We start from the raw sequence: 17,544 nt of genomic DNA on the forward strand, positions 1-17,544 counted from the left end.
ATGACCGAGCGCCTGTTTTTTACCCACGACCACCTGACGGCCGAGCTGGAAGTGCTCAGTTGCACCCCGAACGAAGAGCAATTCGCCGTGATTGTGCAGTCGACCATTTTCCATCCCCAAGGCGGAGGCCAGCCGTCCGACACCGGCTGGCTCGGCGACAGCCAGGTGCTGCGAGTCATGCAGGAAGGCGAACAGGTGGTGCACTACGTCCACCGACCTCTGGAACCTGGCCTCGTCGTTGCACGAGTCGACGCACAGCGGCGCGCCTTGCATACGCGTCTGCATTCGGCGGGGCACTTGATTGGCAATGCCGGCGAACGCCTGGGCTGGATGCCGATCAAGGCCCACCATTGGCCCGGCGAAGGCAAGATCACTTTTATCCGTGGCGAGACCGCGCAAGACATGGATGCGCAGGCGCTCCAGCAGTGGGTCAACACATGGATCGCCGCCGACTATTCCCGCCATATGACGCTGGAAGACGGCACCCGCGAAGTCGGCTTCGGCGAATTACCGGCGTACGCCTGTGGCGGTACGCATGTTCAAGCGTTGAGCGAACTGGGCCAGGTAACGATCCTGGCGTTGTCGGAGAAAAAAGGCGCGCTCTCGGTGCGCTACAGCCTCGCTGATACCCTGACACTGTAGGAGCGAGCTTGCTCGCGAAGACCGTTAACGATAACGCGGGATACCTGATTCCCATCGGCGCCCTTTCGTTTTCGCGAGCAAGCGCGCTCCTACAGGGCCACGCTCGGCTGGCCCGATTCATTGATGAACGACTTCAACGTCGACACCGTCGCCGCCGGGTCACGCGGATCACTGATCGCCCGAAAATTCGTCAACATGGTGTTGGCCGCCAACTCCACCGACACATACCCACGCTGGCGACTGTCGAAAAACTTCACATGGGGGTTGAGCGGCATGATCTTCATGAACGCGTCGTAGGGAGGGCCATCTGAGGTGACCGACGAGCCGACGAACTCGGTGGCGACCACCGCCGAGTCTGGCCTGTCGGCGTCGAGATGCAGGTCGGTGGCCCAGAACGAATGAATATCCCCTCCCCAGAACACCGGGTTCTTCACGCGATTGCGCACGATCGACGCCAGCATCCGTGAGCGGTTCGCCATGTAGCCATCCCAACCATCGGTCCAGCGGCCAAGCTTATGGTTGGTCAAGTCACGCTGCATCAGCGGCGCCACCAGCAAATCCTGGGCGATGACATTCCACTGCGCACTGGACTGGGCAAACCCCTGGTCCAGCCAAGACTCTTGCTGCCAGCCGAGCAACGTGCGGCCAGGGTCACGCAGGTCGCTGCAAGGGGTGGTGACAATATGCCCTTGGTGGCTGCCATTGGCCGCGATGCAGGGTTGCTCGGAACGGTACTGGCGACCGTCGAGCACATGAAAACGCGCGAGCCGCCCATAGTCCAGGCGCCGGTAGATGCGCATGTCCGGCCCCTTCGGCACGCTGCTGGCACGCAGGGGCATGTGTTCGTAAAACGCCTGGTACGCCGCGGCCCGTTGCTTGAGAAACTGCGCCACCGCCACCTTCGGGTCCTGGGACCAGCGGTTGGCGTAGTCATTCTGTAATTCGTGATCGTCCCAGGTTACGACGCTGGGAGCCGCGGCGTGCAGGGCCTGCAGGTCTGGATCAGTCTTGTACAGTGCGTAGCGGTTGCGGTAATCACTCAGGCTTTGCGCATTGCCGCTGCCGTGAGAACGAAACACCTTGCCCGAATCCGCAGCATAGGAACTGTCGTAAATATAATCACCGAGGAAAAACACCAGGTCCGGCTGCTCGGCGGCAAGGTGTCGGTAGGCGCTGAAGTAACCGCGCTCCCAGTGCGAGCAGGACACAAACCCCAGCCGGGCCGAGGCCATGGCCTGCAGCGGCGGCATCGTGCGCGACTGGCCCACCGGGCTCTGCGCACCGAGCCCTTCAAACTGGTACCAATACGGCCGATCCGCCGCCAGCCCCGCCACTTCGACATGCACTGCGTGAGCAAAACGGGGCGTCGCCAGTACTTCGCCCTGCTTCACAATGCGCGTCATCGCCGCATCGCTGGCCACCCGCCAACGCAGCGGCACCGAGCGACTCAGGCCGCCACGGCCATCCGCGGCGTTGAACAACGGCGCCAGGCGCGTCCAGATCACAAAGCCATCTGGCAACGGGTCACCGGAAGCCACGCCGAGGGTGAACGGATAATCCACCCCGGCACTGCGCGCAAACGGGCTGAGAATCGAAAACGCGGTAGCGACCGCCAGCCCGCCAAGGACCCGGCGCCGGCCGTGGTCCACTTCGCCGCTCACAGGCAGCGCTCCCAGACATCACGCACGGTGGCAAACCCGAGCATGTCCTCATACACGCCGTTCTTTAAAAACGCCTGGCGCATGCAGCCTTCATAACGCAGGCCGATCTTCTCCATGACCCGCGCCGATTCCTTGTTGCGCGCGAAACACTGGCTGCCCACGCGCTGCAACCCTAGCGCCTCGAACCCGAAGTCCATCACCGCGCTCGCCGCTTCAGCCGCATATCCCTGGTTACGGCAGTGCGCCGCCACCCAGCCACCCAAGTGCCCATAGTGATGGCGAGCATTGATGCGCAGGCTGACCATGCCGACCAATTCGTCGGTGCCGCGCACATGCATCCCCAGGTTCAGCAGCTCACCGGTGCGGTACTTGTCAGCGATCCCCGCAATAAAATCCTGCGCGGTTTCCAAGGTGTAGGGCGATGGAATGTTCGCCGTGTTGTCGGCAATTTTCGGCCCATTGGCAAGCGTGAAAAGCACCTGCGCCTGATGCATTTGCAGGGTGCGCAACAGCAGTCGCGGGGTCGTCAATTGAGGCAATGCAGTAGGCATGGAGGCCGGCTCTCAAGATAAATTTCTCAAGCATGGATGCCCCGAGTGTCAGTTTCATTACGCCCGAAAACTGACCGGTAAGTTTTCTGAAAGACGCGTCCTAGAGCCTCTAAACGGTAAATTAAAGTTAACCAATCGGTCATTTTTGGCTGTTAGCGTTTTGCCCCTAATTCAATGACGGGGTAACGGAATGAGAACCTGGGACGAACCCAAGAAACGCAAGGCGCACATCGAGCTGATCCCGATGATCGACGTGATGATGTTCCTGCTGGTGTTTTTCGTACTGGTGAGCCTGAACGTGATTCCCGCGCTCGGCATGAAGACCCAATTGCCCAGCGCCAGCAGTTCGCAGCAGCTCAAGCCGCAAAACAAATTCATCCTCACCCTGGGCCTGGAAGGCCAGTTGCAACTGGACGGCAAGGACCTGACGGTGGAGGCCCTGGTGCCGGCGCTGAAGGCGGCCGAAAAGCCCGATACCAAGTCGACGATCATCGTCAACAGCGACAAAGGCGTGGAGGTTTCGCGCCTGGTGGAAGTGATGGACACCCTGCGCCTGGGTGGCTTCACCTCCGTGTCCATCGCCACGCGTAAGTCCTGATCATGTACGTTCTGTTTCGTGCGCGTCAGCTGCTGGGCAGTGTTCCGGCCCTGATCGCCCTGGTGCTGATTGCACTGGGTATCCAGTCCCAGACGTTGAAGGTCGAGCCGGTGTATGACGAGTCGGCGGTCGAATTGGCCTTGGTTGAGCCGGAACCGGAAGTCATACCGGAACCGGTGGTGGAGCAAGAACCGCCACCGCCGGTGATCGAAGAGGAAGAGGCCGAGCCGGCGCCCCCGCCGCCACCGCCCAAGCCGCTGCCAAAACCCGAACCCAAGCCAAAGCCAAAACCTGTGCCCAAGCCTGCGCCCGTGGTCGCCAAGCCCGTGCCGACGCCGCCACCGGTGGCCGCCAAGCCAGCCCCGGCCGCCGTCACCCAAGCGGCACCGACGTCTGCCCCACCGGCGCCACCGAAGGTCGATGGCCAGGCCCTGGAAAGCGGTTACCTCAAAGGCTTGCGCAACGAACTGGACACCTACAAGCAGTACCCCACCGGGCGCCAGGCGTCCCTCGAACGCCCGAGCGGCGAGGTGGTGGTGTGGCTGTTGGTAGACCGTCAGGGCCGCGTCCTCGACTCAGGTTTACAAACCCAGGCCTCGAGCATGTTGCTCAACCGGGCAGCCACCAACAGCTTGCGTCGCATCAAGCAAGTCAAACCGTTCCCCGAGCAAGCCTTCGGGGGGCGAAATGAGCAGCGCTTCACCGCCACCTTCAACTACAGCGTGCAATAAGCACCCGACACCAGGACGACAGTGATGAAGTTCACCCGTATTCATCTGGCACTTGTGGCCGCGACCAGCATGAGCCAGGGACTGGTCATGGCAGAGACCAGCGACAGTGATGTCGGCACCATTGGGGTACAAGGCAAGGCGACCGCCGGGGGCGGTTACATGGTGCCGGAGGAAAGCATCAAGGGCCGCTCCACGGTGACCAAGGAAGCACTGGATAAACAGGCGGCCACCGGCAATGCCATCGACAAACTCAAGTACACCCCAGGCTTGAACATCTCCAGTGAAGACAACACCGGCCTGTCGGGCTTTCGCTTCACCATGCGCGGCATGAACTCCGACCAGGTGGGCATGTCGGTGGACGGCATGCCGATCAACGACTCCGGCAACTACGCGCTGTATTCCAACCTGCTGGGCGACCCGGAAAACATCGACCAGATCTTCGTCACCCAGGGCGCTTCGGAATCCGACGGCCCGCACATTGGTTCCAGCGGCGGCAACATTGGCATCGTGACCATTCGCCCGACCAAGGAAACCGGCGCCTTCGTCAAACAGGTCGTCGGCAGCAATGCCACGCGCAAGACTTTTGCCCGCCTCAATACCGGCGAAATCAACGGCCTGAGCAACTGGCTGTCGGTGTCCCATACCGAAGGTGAGATGTGGCGCGGTTCGGGCGCGGTACGCGCGGACAAGGTGGAGTGGAACAGCTTTTTCGACGCTGGCAATGGCAACACCGCCAACCTGATCCTCAAGTACCACGAGCAGGACAACAACAGTTACAGCCAGTTGACCAAGGCGCAGTTCCAGCAATATGGCCGCAAGTACGACCCTTATCCGGCAACACCCAGCGTGGGCAGCAACGGCAAGTACAACAGCTATTACGCCCTGGCGCAGAACCCGTTCCAGACGTTCACCGCCGTGCTCAACACCCAGTTCAAACTGGCCGATAACCTCGCACTGTCGGTGATCCCGTATTACTACTGGGGCAATGGCAGCGGCGTCGGTTCATCCAGCTATGCCCTCAACCGTGGCTCCAACCAGGGCGGTGTGTTCGACCTCGGCAACCTGCCCACGGCCGCCCAATACAACGCCGACGGCACACCCAACAGCGGCGTGTACTACCGCCCTTCACGCACGCAAACCTGGCGTCCGGGTATCACCACCAAGCTGACCTGGGACCTTGGCGACCACAGCCTGCAATTCGGTTACTGGTACGAGCGCGCACGCCAAAGCCAGACCCAGCCGTTCATTCCGCTCAAGAGCAACGGCAAGCCAGTGGATACCTGGCCAGATTCCAACAGCGCCATCGTCGATGCCAACGGCAACACCGTGCAGGGTCGCGACCGTTTCACCGTGACGCCAGCGCAAAAGGTCTGGGCCCAGGACACCTGGTACATCAACCCGGACTGGACCCTCATCGCAGGCCTGGCCTACATGAACGTCGAGCGTGAAGGCACCAACCACGGCAGCCTCAACGAACGCCCGGAAAAACGTAACCAGACCTACAACAAACTGCTGCCCAACGCCGGCCTGAAATACCAGCTGGACGAGCGTGACCAGTTGTTCTACAGCCTGTCGCGCAACATGCGGGTACCGCAGAACTACGTGCTCTACGACAAAGGCGCCGGCTCGATCGACGCCGAACCGGAAACCAGCTGGAACCATGAACTGGGCTGGCGCTACAGCGGCGACGACATGAACCTGGCCGCCACCCTGTTCTACATGGACTTCAAGAACCGCCAGGTTTCGTCCCGGGACATCAACGGTGACTTTGCCGACATCAACGCCGGCTCCGTGGTCAACAAAGGCCTGGAGCTGGAGTGGAGCGGCCAGTTGCCCCACCACTTCAATTACTACACCTCCTACACCTACACCAAGGCCGAGCAGCAGGATGACCTGACCGTCTACAACGCCGGCAAACCCATCGTGCTGCCCACCAGTGGCAAGCAGTTCGCCAACGTGCCCAAGAACATGTTGGCGGCCAACATCGGGTATGACGACGGGCGCTTCTACGGCACCTTCGGTGGCAAGTACACCAGCAAGCTCTACGGCGACCTGACCAACGACGAGGCGATTTCCGGTCGCACCGTGTTCAACCTCGGCGCCGGTATTTACCTGCCGGTGGACAAGAAAGTGGTCAAGGACGCGACCCTGCGCCTGAACGTCGACAACCTGTTCGACAAGAAATACCTGGACGGCGTGTACACCACCAAGACCAACGCGGCCAGCTACAGCGGTTTCCGCGATGGCGACCCCGCGTACATCGTCGGCCTGGACCGTACCGTCACGGTTTCGCTGGAAGCGAATTTCTAAGACTCACCCCAAGAGGAACACCATCATGGATATGAACCTGCTCCACGACGTCACTTTCTATGTGATGTACGCGGCGATGGCCATTGCGATCTTCATCGCCATCGAACGCGGCATCTACTTCGCCTACGTACGCCGCCAGGCACGCGCATTGATCGACGCCCTGGGCGCCAATGTGCACGGCGAGCGTGACCTGCCGGACAACCTGACCCGTCGCGACAGCCTGCCGCTGAACATGATCTTGCCGGTGCTGGCCCAGAAGGCGACCCACGGTTCGCGCAAGGACCTGGACGACGAAATCGATACCCAATACCTGAAGACCCGCGCCCCACTGGCCCGCAGCCTGTGGATCATCGAGACCATCACCACCGCCGCCCCACTGCTGGGCCTGCTGGGCACCATTCTCGGCATCATCGACACCTTCAAGGCGCTGGCCACCGCGGGCGTATCGGACCCAGGGCAGATTTCCGGTGGTATCGGGACGGCCTTGTTTGCCACGGGATTAGGTATCGCCATCGCGCTTTTTTGCGTGGTGTTCCACAACTTCTTCCAGGACAGCCTGGAGCGCATCAACGACCAGTTGAAGATCCTGTTGATCCGCGCCGCCACCGGCGCCCGCGCACAGGATGAAGTGACTCATCGCGTGCCCACCCCGCTGCACAGCCGCACAGCCTGACCTGCAGGGCGGGCGCCTTGGGCGCTCGCCTTTACCTTTGGTGCGATGAGACGCTTATGTCCCTTTCGATAAAGTTGCGTATTGCCGGCCTGACCGGCTTGCTCCTCAGTCCGCTGGCCCAGGCGGACTTTTCCATTCCAGGTTTTGAATTGGTGCATACCGTGCCTGTGGACACCGCCCTGGGCACCGACGATTTGCGCCAGCCCGGCCCGGTATGGATCGAGCTGTTCGACGGCGCCAAAAGCCACATTGATATCGGCCAGTTCTACGCCGCGGACCACCCTGGCTCGGTGATGAACAGCGTGTTTGAACATCTGGAAGCCGCCGGCAAACGCGGCGTGAAGATTCGTTTCCTGCTCGAAGAAAAAGGCATCAAGCTGTCGGATGCCGCCACCCTGGAACGCTTGCGCGCCATTCCCAACCTGACCTTGCGCGTGCTGCCCTACGGGCAACTGAGCGGCGGCATCATCCACGCCAAGTACCTGCTGGTGGATGGCAAGCAGGCGTTTGTCGGCAGTCAGAATTTTGACTGGCGCGCCCTGGAACATATCCACGAAACCGGGCTGCGGATCACTGACGAAACGGTGGTGGGCCAAGTGCAGGCGATCTTCGAGCAAGACTGGCAAGCCCAGGCCGCGCTGGCGGGTAAACAACCGGTGCCGCTACCCGCCAGCGGCCCAGCACCCGCACGTACCGGCAACTACCTGGTGGCCAGCCCGCAACGCTACAACCCGCCCGGCGTGGGCGACTCACAGCTGGAACTGCCGCGCCTGCTGGGCGAAGCCCAAAAAGAGGTGCGCGTGCAATTGCTCGACTACGCGCCGCTGTCCTACGGACCGGATCGAACCCGACCGTACTACGCGGTGATCGACAACGCCGTGCGCGCCGCCGCAGCCCGTGGCGTGTCGATCAAACTGATGGTGTCCAACTGGAATACCGACCCGCTGGAACTGCCCTATCTCAAGAGCCTGGCGGTGCTGCCCAATGTTGAGATCAAGATCGTCACCCTGCCCGAAGCCAAGCAAGGCTTTATCCCTTATGCGCGGGTGATACATAGCAAAACCATGGAGATCGACGGGCAAGTGGCGTGGGTAGGCACCAGCAATTGGTTGGGCGGCTACCTGGATAATTCACGCAATCTGGAGGTGGTGATGCGCAGTGAGGCGATGGCCAGGCGTGTAGGCCAGTTGCATGAACAACTGTGGGATGGGCCTTACGCTAGAGCCTTGAGCGTGACCCAAGAGTATCCCGCGCCCCACCCTGGCCAGCATTGACCTTGGGCACCTGAGTAATGGTAGTGTGTGGAAATGTTTCTGTCTCTTCCGTCAGAAACCTCCTACTCACTACCTGCAAAGGAATGCCTTCAACCATGCACTTTCCACTTAAGCAATTGGCGGTTGCCACCCTGTTCGCCGCCGGCCTTTCGGCCGTCGCCACGCCCGCATTCGCCAACATCAGCGCGGACCAGAGCACGGCAATCCTGAAGCAGTTCAACGAGACCTCGGTTACCGATTTCCGCGGTTTCCTCGGCACTCTGGCCCAGGGCGAGCTGGGCAAAGCGGCTGACACCGGCCCGGCTATCAGCGCGTTTGTGGGCAACAAACCCCTGAGCGCCGAGCAGCAGAACGAGATCAATCGCCTGCTGGGCATTTACACCCGCGTTAAATATGGCAAAGCCGCGCTCGAAACCTTGCGTGAACTGGTGGAAGTCCCGACGTTCAACGTAGACGGTCTGCCACAGTACAAAAACCCGGAATTCCTCAAGATTGCCGCAAAGATCGAGGCCCTGGCCAAGTCCTTCAACCTGAACTTCCGTAACGTCGACAACCGCGTATACGAAATTTCTCTGGAAGGCAGCGGTGATGAAGTCGTGGGTGTGCACGCCCATGCCGATGTGGTGCCCGTGACCCCGGAAAACTGGGTGCTGCAAGACGGTACCAAACTCGACCCGTTCAAGGTCACGCTGATTGGCGACCGCATGTATGGCCGCGGGACCGAGGATGACAAGAACGGCATCGTGGTGGCGATGTACGCCATGAAAGTGATCAAGGAAGAAAAACTGCCACTGGCGCGCACGTTCAAACTGCTGGTAGACACCACTGAAGAAACCGCCGGTGATGCCATTCCTTACTACTTCGAACGCAACCCCGTGCCGCAATACAACTTGGCGCTGGATGGCGGTTACCCGGTGGTGATCGCCGAAAAAGGCTCGGGTACCGTGATGGCCACCTTCCCGGTGCGCAAGGGCGAAGGCAAAGGCGCAGAAATCATCGCGATGACCGGCGGCAAGGCGAACAACCAGATTCCATCGGCCTCGGTGGCCACGCTGGTCAGCGACACCCCCGCCGAACTGGCCGCCAGCCTGCAACAGGCCGGTGCCGACTATGCCAAGCGCAACGGTGGCGACTTCCAGGTGACGGCCAAGGTCGATGGCAAGGATGTCAAACTCACGGTTACCGGCGTATCCGCTCACTCTTCCGAGCCTGAAACCGGGGTCAACCCGGTGGCGCGCATGCTGGACCTGATCCACAGCCTCGACGGCAAGGTCGCCCTCCAGCACAACCACATCACCGATGCCGCGCGCTATGCCGCCGACAACTGGGGCCTGGATTACCTGGGCGGCAAATTGGGTGTGGGCTACGCGGATGATTTCATGGGGCCGTTGACCACCTCGCTGACGTTTGTGGGGCAGGATGACAAAGCCTTCAAACTGGCCGTGAACCTGCGCGCACCGAAAGGTAAAACCCCGGAGGCGCTCAAGGCGCAAATCGAGCAGAAGCTGAACGCCTGGGACAAGAACGCCAAGGTCAACGTGAGCTTCACTTACTCGCTGGACACGCCGATGTACCGCAACCCTGAAGGCGAATGGGTAAAAGCCTTGCTGGCAGTGGCCACTGAAAACCTGGGCATGGCGCACAAATTCGGCACCTCGGCCGGCGCAACCTCGGTGCACGACCTGCCCAACGGCGTGCAATTCGGCCTGGCCCGCCCGGAAGAGAAGTACACCGGGCACACTGACAGTGAGTTCAAGACGGTTGAACAGTTCTTGCTGGACCTGCAGATCGTCACCGAAATGATGGGCCGCGTCGGGCAGTTGCCGAAGCTCTGACCCATCTGGTACCCAAGCGAGGCTGCGAAGGCAGCGGCACAGGCATCCTCTTCAGCGCCTGAACCACCGCTTTCGCAGCCTCGCTAAAGCTCGACAGCTCCTACAGGAGATCGGCGGTGTGGGTGAGATCTCGCTTTGCAGGGCCATCGCGTCAAACACGACTCGGCAACAATGACAGCTCTTCAGCCTTGCAACATCAGCATGTCTTCAAAGAACCCCCCCACCGGCTCAGTGGGATGGCACAGCTGGATCTCCAATACCCAGGCCATTTCACTCGGTGGGATCTCCAGGTCAGCCAACTCCTTGCTTTCGAACAATGCATGGGGAAAGTCCGCAAGGCGGTGCCCCGCCAGGTTGCGCGCCAGCCTCCAGCCCTTTGACGCAGCGCTGTGCTCGGCGAAGTCGTAGAGCTCACGCCCGGTCAGACCACGCAGCCACGCCTGGCGTGTTTCATCGAAGACTTCATGCAAGGCCGTCGTACAGGCCTGGTGCAACGGCGCGTCGCCGAACACAAACGTATCGCCATAGTCCCCTTCGTAGCCATCCCACACCGGGCCAAGATCGACCACGGCAATGTCATTAGCACGCAGCCTGCGCTGGCGATCTATGCCCTCGCGCGGAGGGCGAACAGTGTCGGCGCCAAAACGAATGTAGGTCGGATGCCAAGTGTGCGAAGCGCCCATGGCCTGCAGTTGCCTCGCGGCCATCTCAAGGGCCTCGCCGGTGGTCATGCCGACTTTCAACTGGCTGGCAATCGCCGCCAGGGCACGTATGGATTTTTCCCGCGCCGCCAGCATGCCGTCCAAGGAATAACGCGGGCCGACTTTCTCCCACACCGGGTCAAACGATAGGGAGACTGCTCCAGCACTTGACCGACCACTGGCGACAAACGCCTCCGCGATAAACCGGTGGCTGGGCAACCCCGCTTCAAGGCAGTGGATGCGTACCTGGCCGAGCATTGCACCGTTGCCGCACGCATAGACCTGGGCCTGTTCCCACTGATGCCCATGACTCATTGCAACCTCCTGAACCCTGCCCTCGGAGGACCGCACGGGATGCCAGCGAAAACGGGGATGCTCAAGCATCAGGTGGTCGAGGAAAGCGCTGTCATAAAAGTCTGCCGATTGCGCGCCGCCCCAATACAACGTCACGTCGACATCGCGCTTGAGCGCGGTCAGCAAGATAGGCTTGATGCCCGCGTAACCAGTACCCGTAGCGAATAGCACCACGGGCGCCGCCTCATCGTCCTGCCAGGTACAGGCACCAAACGGCCCTTCCACGTGCAGACGCTCACCCACGGCGAGACCACCCAGGATACCCTCGGAAAAATACCCGCCGCTCACCCGGCGAATCTGGAAGACCAAGCGCCCATCGTCCTCATCGGGCAGGTTGGCAATCGAGAAGCAGCGCGTGTCACCGTCCGCCAGGTGGAACTTGAGGTATTGGCCAGCCCGCACCGCCACTGGGGTTTCGGGCATCAATACCAACTCGATCACATCGGGGCCCAGCGCACGCTTGCTGTGAACCTGCGCCGCCACTACCAGCGCGGGGGTATCCAGCGACCAGCCGGGAATATGCAGGCGCATGTCGCCACAGGCGTGGCTCTGGCATAACAACATCTCATTGGCTGCCAAAGGATAAGAAGGCTGCGACGCACCCGGCACCAGGCGTTTGGCCCGGTACGCACCTTCGGCGACCACCACCTTGCACGAACCGCAGGCGCCACGGCGGCAGGAGAACGGCACGGCCAGGCCACTGGCGAGCATGGCGTCGAGCAACAATTCGTCACCAGCCTCAAAGGTTTTCCCCGAGGGCGACAGTTCGATGACATGACGTGTATTCATAACAACCTCGGGATAAGTAAGGCTTGATTGTTGCGCTAGACTAGGCCCATTAAAACCTCCAGATTTGGATACTTCAGATGGTCCAGATGCGTAAATGGCGTCCACTGCTCCGGCTTGAAGAAGGTGCAAGCCAGGCGACTTACCGCAAGATCGCCGAAGGCTTGGTCAATGCCATCCTCGAAGGCCGCCTGCCGCCCGGGACGTTACTGCCGGGCACGCGGGAAATGGCACACTTGCTCGACGTCAACCGCAAGACGGTGATCCTGGCCTACGAAGAAGCCATGACCAAGGGCTGGCTGACCAGCGAGCCGCGCCGTGGCACCTTCGTCAATGTAAAGCTGACACTCAAACACCTGCCCAGCGTTACGCAACCGTCATTCGCGCCGCCGTTACTGGAGCAACCGCTGGTACCCTATTTCACCCATAATGCCCAAGTGGTCGCTCTACAGCATCGGCGCGATGCGCTGTTTTTCGACAACGGCACCAGCGACCACCGCCTGCTGCCCCAGGCAGTTCTGCACCGTTACTATCGCCATGCACTGCGCAACAGCTTTGCCTCCAATACCGTGCGCTACGGCAGCGAAGGCACCGGCTATCACTTGCGCTGCGCCCTGGCCGAAATGCTGCGCAACAACCGTGGGCTGACGGTCACTGCCGAAAATATCTGCCTGACCCAGGGCACCCAGATGTCCCTGTTCCTGAGCGCCAGCCTGCTGCTCAAGCCCGGCGACGTGGTCCTGGTGGAACGTCTGAGCTACCCACCGGCATGGGAAATTTTCCGCAAGCTCGGGGCGAAGTTGGTCACGGTCGACATTGATGATGAAGGTTGCCGCACAGACCAGATCGAGCGCTTATGCCGTGAGCACAAGGTGCGCATGATTTACCTCACGCCTCATCACCAATTCCCCACCACCGTGAGCTTGCACGCTGCACGCCGGCAGCACTTGCTGACGTTGGCCGCGCTGCATGACTTCTGCATTATCGAAGAGGACTACGACCACGAATACCATTTCAGTGGCCGCCCTTACCTGCCGCTGGCCAGTGACCGCGCCCAACGCCATGTGCTCTACATCGGCTCGTTGTCCAAGGTGCTGGGCTCGACGTTCCGCTGCAGCTATATCGTGGCGCCCACCTCTGTGATTGAAGCCCTGCAACGCAATGCCGCGCTGATGCTGGGCGATACCGACGCGGTCGCTCAAGCCATGCTGGCAGACCTGATCAATGAGGGGGAGTTGAAGAAGCATTTGCGCCGCGTGTCGAAAGAATATCGGGCGCGCCGCACGGTATTGCAAGATTGCCTGGATCAGGCGTTTGGTGCTCGCATACAAGTGCGCGAGCCCGAGGGTGGTTTGGCGCTATGGGTACGTTTCGAGGAAGAAATAGACGTCGATAAGTTGGCAAGCACTGCACTGGACCACGGCGTTGTGGTGCGCAGTGGTCGTCAGTTTTCCCCCAACGACCAACCGGTAAACGCGCTGCGCCTGGGCTTTGCCTCCCTCGACCGGGACGAAATCCAGCAAGCCACTCAGCGCCTGGCCCGGGCGATGAACGCCATGGGCAGGCGCTGAAAAACTTACCCTGCGGCCCCTAGAAATGGCAGCGCCAGGTACAACTTGATCACCACCGCGTTAGCGATATCGATGAAGAACGCGCCCACCATCGGCACCACCAGAAACGCGATCTGCGAAGGCCCGAAGCGCTGCGTCACCGCCTGCATATTGGCAATCGCCGTAGGCGTGGCGCCTAGCCCGAAGCCGCAATGGCCTGCCGCCAGCACCGCCGCATCGTAGTTGCGGCCCATCACCCGGAACGTCACGAAAATCGCGAACAGCGCCATCAGCAATGCCTGTGCGGCCAGCAGAACGACAATCGGCAAAGCCAGTGCCGCCAAGTCCCAGAGCTTGAGTGACATCAGCGCCATCGCCAGGAACAACGACAAACTGACATTGCCCAGCACCGAGACTTCGCGTTCGAACACCTGATGCCAGCCGAGCATCGACAGCCCATTGCGCAGCACCACACCGACGAACAATACGCACACGAACGTCGGCAATTCGAAAGCGGTGCCTTGGATGGCGGCATTCAACAAGTTGCCGCCCTGCAGGCTGATCGCCACCAGCGCCAGGGTCTCGATAAACGAAAACGCGGTGATCAGGCGCTCTTCGTTCGGTTGCTCGAACCCCTTGGCCAGGCTCGATTGCGGTTGCCCAATACCTGGAACCTCGACCCGCTTGATCAGAAAACGCGCCACGGGCCCGCCGATCAGGCCACCGAGCACCAGGCCAAAGGTCGCCGAGGCAATCGCCAATTCAGACGCAGACGCCACGCCATACTGCTCACTGAACACCGCGCCCCAGGCCGCACCGGTGCCATGCCCACCGGACAAGGTCACCGAGCCCGCGAGCAGGCCCATCAATGGGTCAAGGCCGAGCGCCGAGGCCAGCGCGATACCCATGGCGTTTTGCACCACCAGCAAGCCCGTTACCACCAGCAGAAACACCGCCAGGATCCGCCCGCCTTTCTTCAGGCTGGCAAAATCGGCGTTCAAACCGATAGTGGCAAAGAACGCCAGCATCAACGGGGTTTGCAATGAAGGATCGAAGCGTACTTCGATATCGGCAAACGCGCGCAACGCCAGGAGCAGCATGGCGACCAACAGGCCACCGGCTACTGGTTCCGGAATGTTGTAGGTACGTAAGAAGCCGATGCGAGCCACAAGCCCGCGCCCCAGCAATAGCACCAGTGAAGCGGCAACGAGGGTTGAATAGAAATCGAGTTGAAGCATCCGGTCAGTTCTCTGAAGTGGACAAGGAGAATGGGTGGCCAGAGTAGAGAGCACAGGGCGAAAAGGTATCGCCCCCACAAAAAACACAGACTTTCCCTACAAGCCTCACAATAATAACCTACAACCGCCTGCACCTCGCCCCTCCAGAGATACGCAGAGTAGACTTACCGACGACGCCTTCGCAGCAGAGGCCAGTTGGAGGCGATCTCCCCCGGCTCAGCGTCACGCCCTGCGATTCGCACCAGGTCTGGAAACTCAAGCAACAGGGCACGATTGCCCCGGCCAATGTGCTCCATCACGGCCAGGGTAATGTTTTCACGCACCATGCCCGTCGAAACGTAATACATGGCCCAGGCTTGCTCTGGCGTACAGAGGCCGATCTGTTCTTCAATCTCTTTGTAGGCCTTGTAGTCGTCCGACTCTAAATAACGCTGATCACGACCCTGGCGCATGCTGTCTCCCTCCCCGACCCCGTCACGTACCGCTTTTGACCTTGGTCCAGACCCGTGTGCGAATGCGCTCCGCCTTCAGCGGCAAGGGTTCAAGCGGAACCAGTGTGGCCATGGTCTTTTTATCGGGATAAATCCAAGGGTTATCCCGCAACTTTTGCTCGACGAACTCAGTGGCATCTTTGTTGGCGTTGGGATAGAGCATGTAGTTGGACGTCTTGGCTATCACCTGCGGCTGCAGCATGTAGTTGATGAACGCCAGAGCGGCCTTTGGGTGGCGAGCATCCTTGAGCAACACCCAGTTTTCAGACCAGACCAAGGCGCCTTCGCGCGGCAGGCTGTAGGCAATCTTGCGGCCGCTGTTGGACTTTTCATTAATCGCCTGAGCGGCCAGCGCACCATTGGCCCAGCCGACGACTGCACAGATATTGCCGTCCGCCAGGTCGGCGTCGATTCTGGACGAGTCGAAATAGAGCACATAGGGACGGATTTTCAACAGCAGCGCCTGGGCCTTCTGGTAATCCTCTGGATCGGTACTGTTACTGGGCAACCCCAGGTAGTGCAAGGCGATCGAAATGATTTCGCTGGGGGAGTCGAGCATGGCTACGCCACAAGACTTGAGCTTGCTGATGTTTTCTTCTTTGAAGATCAGGTCCCAACTGTCCACCGGGGCGTCATCGCCCAGCGCCGCCTTGACTTTATCCACGTCGTAGCCAATGCCAGTGGTACCCCAGACATAGGGCACGGCGTAGCGATTGCCTGGGTCATTGACCGCCAGCAGGGAGAGGATGTCAGGGTCGATGTGCGAAAGGTTACTCAACTGCGCGCGATCCAGCGGCTGCAGCACCCCAGCCTTGATCAAGCCGGGTAATACATTGGAGGTGGCCACGACCAGGTCATAGCCGGTGCGCCCAGCCATGACCTTGCTCTGCATGATTTCGGCGCTGTCGAAAGCATCCATATGCAGCTTGATGCCGGTCTCCTGCTGGAATTGCCTGGGCGTCTGCGGTTCAAGAAACCCGAACCAGTTATACAGATACACCGAAGATTCAGCGGCGGCTGCGGGCGTGCTGGTTGCAGCCCCCAGGAGCGAAGCTAAAAAAATAGCTCGCAAGTGTGCTCGACTCATATGACTATCCCTGTCCACACGACACGCCTTCATGGCTATCGTAAGCTCGGGGTGAATATACCGAGCATCAACGAATAGTAAATACCTACAAGTACTTAGCTCTGGCCTGCAAAGCCCTAACCCTAAAGGGGTAGAACATGTCGCTTGACCTTCATAGCCTGGCTTGGCACCGATCGGTTGGAAAACTGATCATGCAGCTCAATCGCCCGGAGTTCTGGAGTTCGTTGATTCGCGTATTGAATGAATATGTGCAGATAGATAATTGGGTGGTGCTGGTTTTTGGCGACCACGCGGTGCGCGTGATCAGCCTGCCCGAAGTAGCAGACAGCGAAGAAATCGACGCCTTTATTCACCGCTATGTGAAAGGCCTGTATCTGCTGGACCCGTTCTATATCGCTGATCGAGAAAACCCACAGAGCGGGTTCTTCCATCTGCTCGATATTGCGCCGGAACACTTCCGGGAAACCGAGTACTACCAACAATATTTCGCGCAATACATCTCGGTCGATGAGGCGCAATACAATGTACGGCTCGATGCCGGCACAACGCTGTGCATGTCGTTTGGCAGCAACCTGCGATTCACCCAGGCGCAGATAACAGTATTGGACCTGATCAAGCCGTGGGTGACGGCATTGATGCATCAACGCATGTTTTTTGAAACTGACCCGACGAAAAACCTCGCCGAGCCGGCCCCATGGGCCGAGGCACTTACTCAGTTGGAAACACAAGTAACGGCACGTGAAAAGGACGTGCTCAAGTTACTCCTCAGTGGGTTCTCCAACAAAGAGATCGCCGGCAAGCTGTCGCTGTCGACAGAAACCATCAAGGTCCACCGCCGCAACATCTACAGCAAGCTGAATATCAAATCTCAGTCCGAACTGTTTGCGCGTTTTTTCATGCCACGGCAAGAGATCCCTTCGACGCTTTGAACGGGGTGGTGCGCTGGCGAAGTAAATTGCGCACAAACAAAAACGCCGATCATCACTGATCGGCGTTTTCGTTAAATATGGAGCGGGAAACGAGACTCGAACTCGCGACCCCGACCTTGGCAAGGTCGTGCTC

General features: G+C 60.1%; 15 protein-coding genes. 9 read left to right on the forward strand and 6 right to left on the reverse strand.

Going from position 1 to position 17,544, the window contains the following annotated elements:
• A complete protein-coding gene (locus tag OC445_RS25455; protein WP_198790723.1) occupies positions 1-642 on the forward strand; it encodes an alanyl-tRNA editing protein in 642 nt (213 codons plus the stop codon).
• Positions 643-731: 89 nt separating this feature from the next.
• Here the strand turns inward: OC445_RS25455 and OC445_RS25460 are convergent, their stop codons facing one another.
• Together OC445_RS25460 and OC445_RS25465 are read right to left on the reverse strand one after the other, a co-directional pair.
• Positions 732-2,303 (reverse strand): alkaline phosphatase D family protein, encoded by a 1,572-nt coding sequence (locus OC445_RS25460; RefSeq protein WP_198790724.1) that lies wholly within the window; start codon positions 2,301-2,303, stop codon positions 732-734.
• A complete protein-coding gene (locus tag OC445_RS25465; protein ID WP_054921698.1) occupies positions 2,300-2,854 on the reverse strand; it encodes a GNAT family N-acetyltransferase in 555 nt (184 codons plus the stop codon). The genes OC445_RS25460 and OC445_RS25465 overlap by 4 nt, the downstream gene beginning before the upstream one ends.
• A 190-nt stretch (positions 2,855-3,044) precedes the next feature.
• On the opposite strand from OC445_RS25465, the gene OC445_RS25470 reads away from it, so the two are divergent.
• The 6 genes from OC445_RS25470 to OC445_RS25495 all read left to right on the forward strand — a co-directional run bounded on the left by OC445_RS25470 (position 3,045) and on the right by OC445_RS25495 (position 10,275).
• A complete protein-coding gene (locus tag OC445_RS25470) occupies positions 3,045-3,452 on the forward strand; it encodes an ExbD/TolR family protein (RefSeq protein ID WP_014717774.1) in 408 nt (135 codons plus the stop codon).
• 2 nt (positions 3,453-3,454) lie between these two features.
• Positions 3,455-4,183, forward strand: coding sequence for an energy transducer TonB (locus tag OC445_RS25475; protein ID WP_057978134.1), 729 nt, complete (start codon positions 3,455-3,457; stop codon positions 4,181-4,183).
• Between the two features lie 24 nt (positions 4,184-4,207).
• Positions 4,208-6,493, forward strand: a complete 2,286-nt coding sequence (locus OC445_RS25480) for a TonB-dependent receptor (RefSeq protein WP_034127226.1) — start codon at positions 4,208-4,210, stop codon at positions 6,491-6,493.
• Positions 6,494-6,518: 25 nt separating this feature from the next.
• Positions 6,519-7,166, forward strand: coding sequence for a MotA/TolQ/ExbB proton channel family protein (locus OC445_RS25485; RefSeq protein WP_054897855.1), 648 nt, complete (start codon positions 6,519-6,521; stop codon positions 7,164-7,166).
• Between the two features lie 56 nt (positions 7,167-7,222).
• Entirely contained in the window at positions 7,223-8,440 is a 1,218-nt protein-coding gene (locus tag OC445_RS25490) for a phospholipase D-like domain-containing protein (protein WP_089042717.1), read from the forward strand.
• 95 nt (positions 8,441-8,535) lie between these two features.
• Entirely contained in the window at positions 8,536-10,275 is a 1,740-nt protein-coding gene (locus OC445_RS25495) for a dipeptidase (protein ID WP_057978140.1), read from the forward strand.
• Between the two features lie 182 nt (positions 10,276-10,457).
• Here the strand turns inward: OC445_RS25495 and OC445_RS25500 are convergent, their stop codons facing one another.
• The gene (locus tag OC445_RS25500) at positions 10,458-12,119 is read right to left on the reverse strand and encodes a M24 family metallopeptidase (protein WP_057978142.1); all 1,662 of its coding nucleotides are present in this window, start codon (positions 12,117-12,119) and stop codon (positions 10,458-10,460) included.
• A gap of 77 nt (positions 12,120-12,196) precedes the next feature.
• Here OC445_RS25500 and OC445_RS25505 point away from each other — a divergent pair, with 77 nt between their 5' ends.
• On the forward strand, positions 12,197-13,687 hold the full coding sequence (locus OC445_RS25505) for a PLP-dependent aminotransferase family protein (protein WP_034127221.1): 1,491 nt from the start codon (positions 12,197-12,199) through the stop codon (positions 13,685-13,687).
• A 5-nt stretch (positions 13,688-13,692) separates the two neighbouring features.
• Here the strand turns inward: OC445_RS25505 and gltS are convergent, their stop codons facing one another.
• The 3 genes from gltS to OC445_RS25520 form a co-directional block, all read right to left on the reverse strand.
• Positions 13,693-14,904 carry a sodium/glutamate symporter gene (gene gltS, locus OC445_RS25510; protein WP_034127220.1) on the reverse strand — a complete coding sequence of 404 codons (1,212 nt, stop codon included), beginning with the start codon at positions 14,902-14,904 and terminating at the stop codon, positions 13,693-13,695.
• A 164-nt stretch (positions 14,905-15,068) separates the two neighbouring features.
• Positions 15,069-15,356 (reverse strand): hypothetical protein, encoded by a 288-nt coding sequence (locus OC445_RS25515; RefSeq protein ID WP_054898856.1) that lies wholly within the window; start codon positions 15,354-15,356, stop codon positions 15,069-15,071.
• Between the two features lie 22 nt (positions 15,357-15,378).
• Positions 15,379-16,482 carry a polyamine ABC transporter substrate-binding protein gene (locus OC445_RS25520; protein WP_054920044.1) on the reverse strand — a complete coding sequence of 368 codons (1,104 nt, stop codon included), beginning with the start codon at positions 16,480-16,482 and terminating at the stop codon, positions 15,379-15,381.
• Between the two features lie 137 nt (positions 16,483-16,619).
• Between OC445_RS25520 and OC445_RS25525 the strand changes: the two genes are divergently transcribed.
• The gene (locus OC445_RS25525) at positions 16,620-17,411 is read left to right on the forward strand and encodes a helix-turn-helix transcriptional regulator (RefSeq protein ID WP_054898854.1); all 792 of its coding nucleotides are present in this window, start codon (positions 16,620-16,622) and stop codon (positions 17,409-17,411) included.
• Positions 17,412-17,544: the final 133 nt, after the last annotated feature.

Source organism: Pseudomonas sp. Pse35 (genome assembly GCF_024519715.1).
GTDB classification, from domain to species: domain Bacteria; phylum Pseudomonadota; class Gammaproteobacteria; order Pseudomonadales; family Pseudomonadaceae; genus Aquipseudomonas; species Aquipseudomonas paracarnis.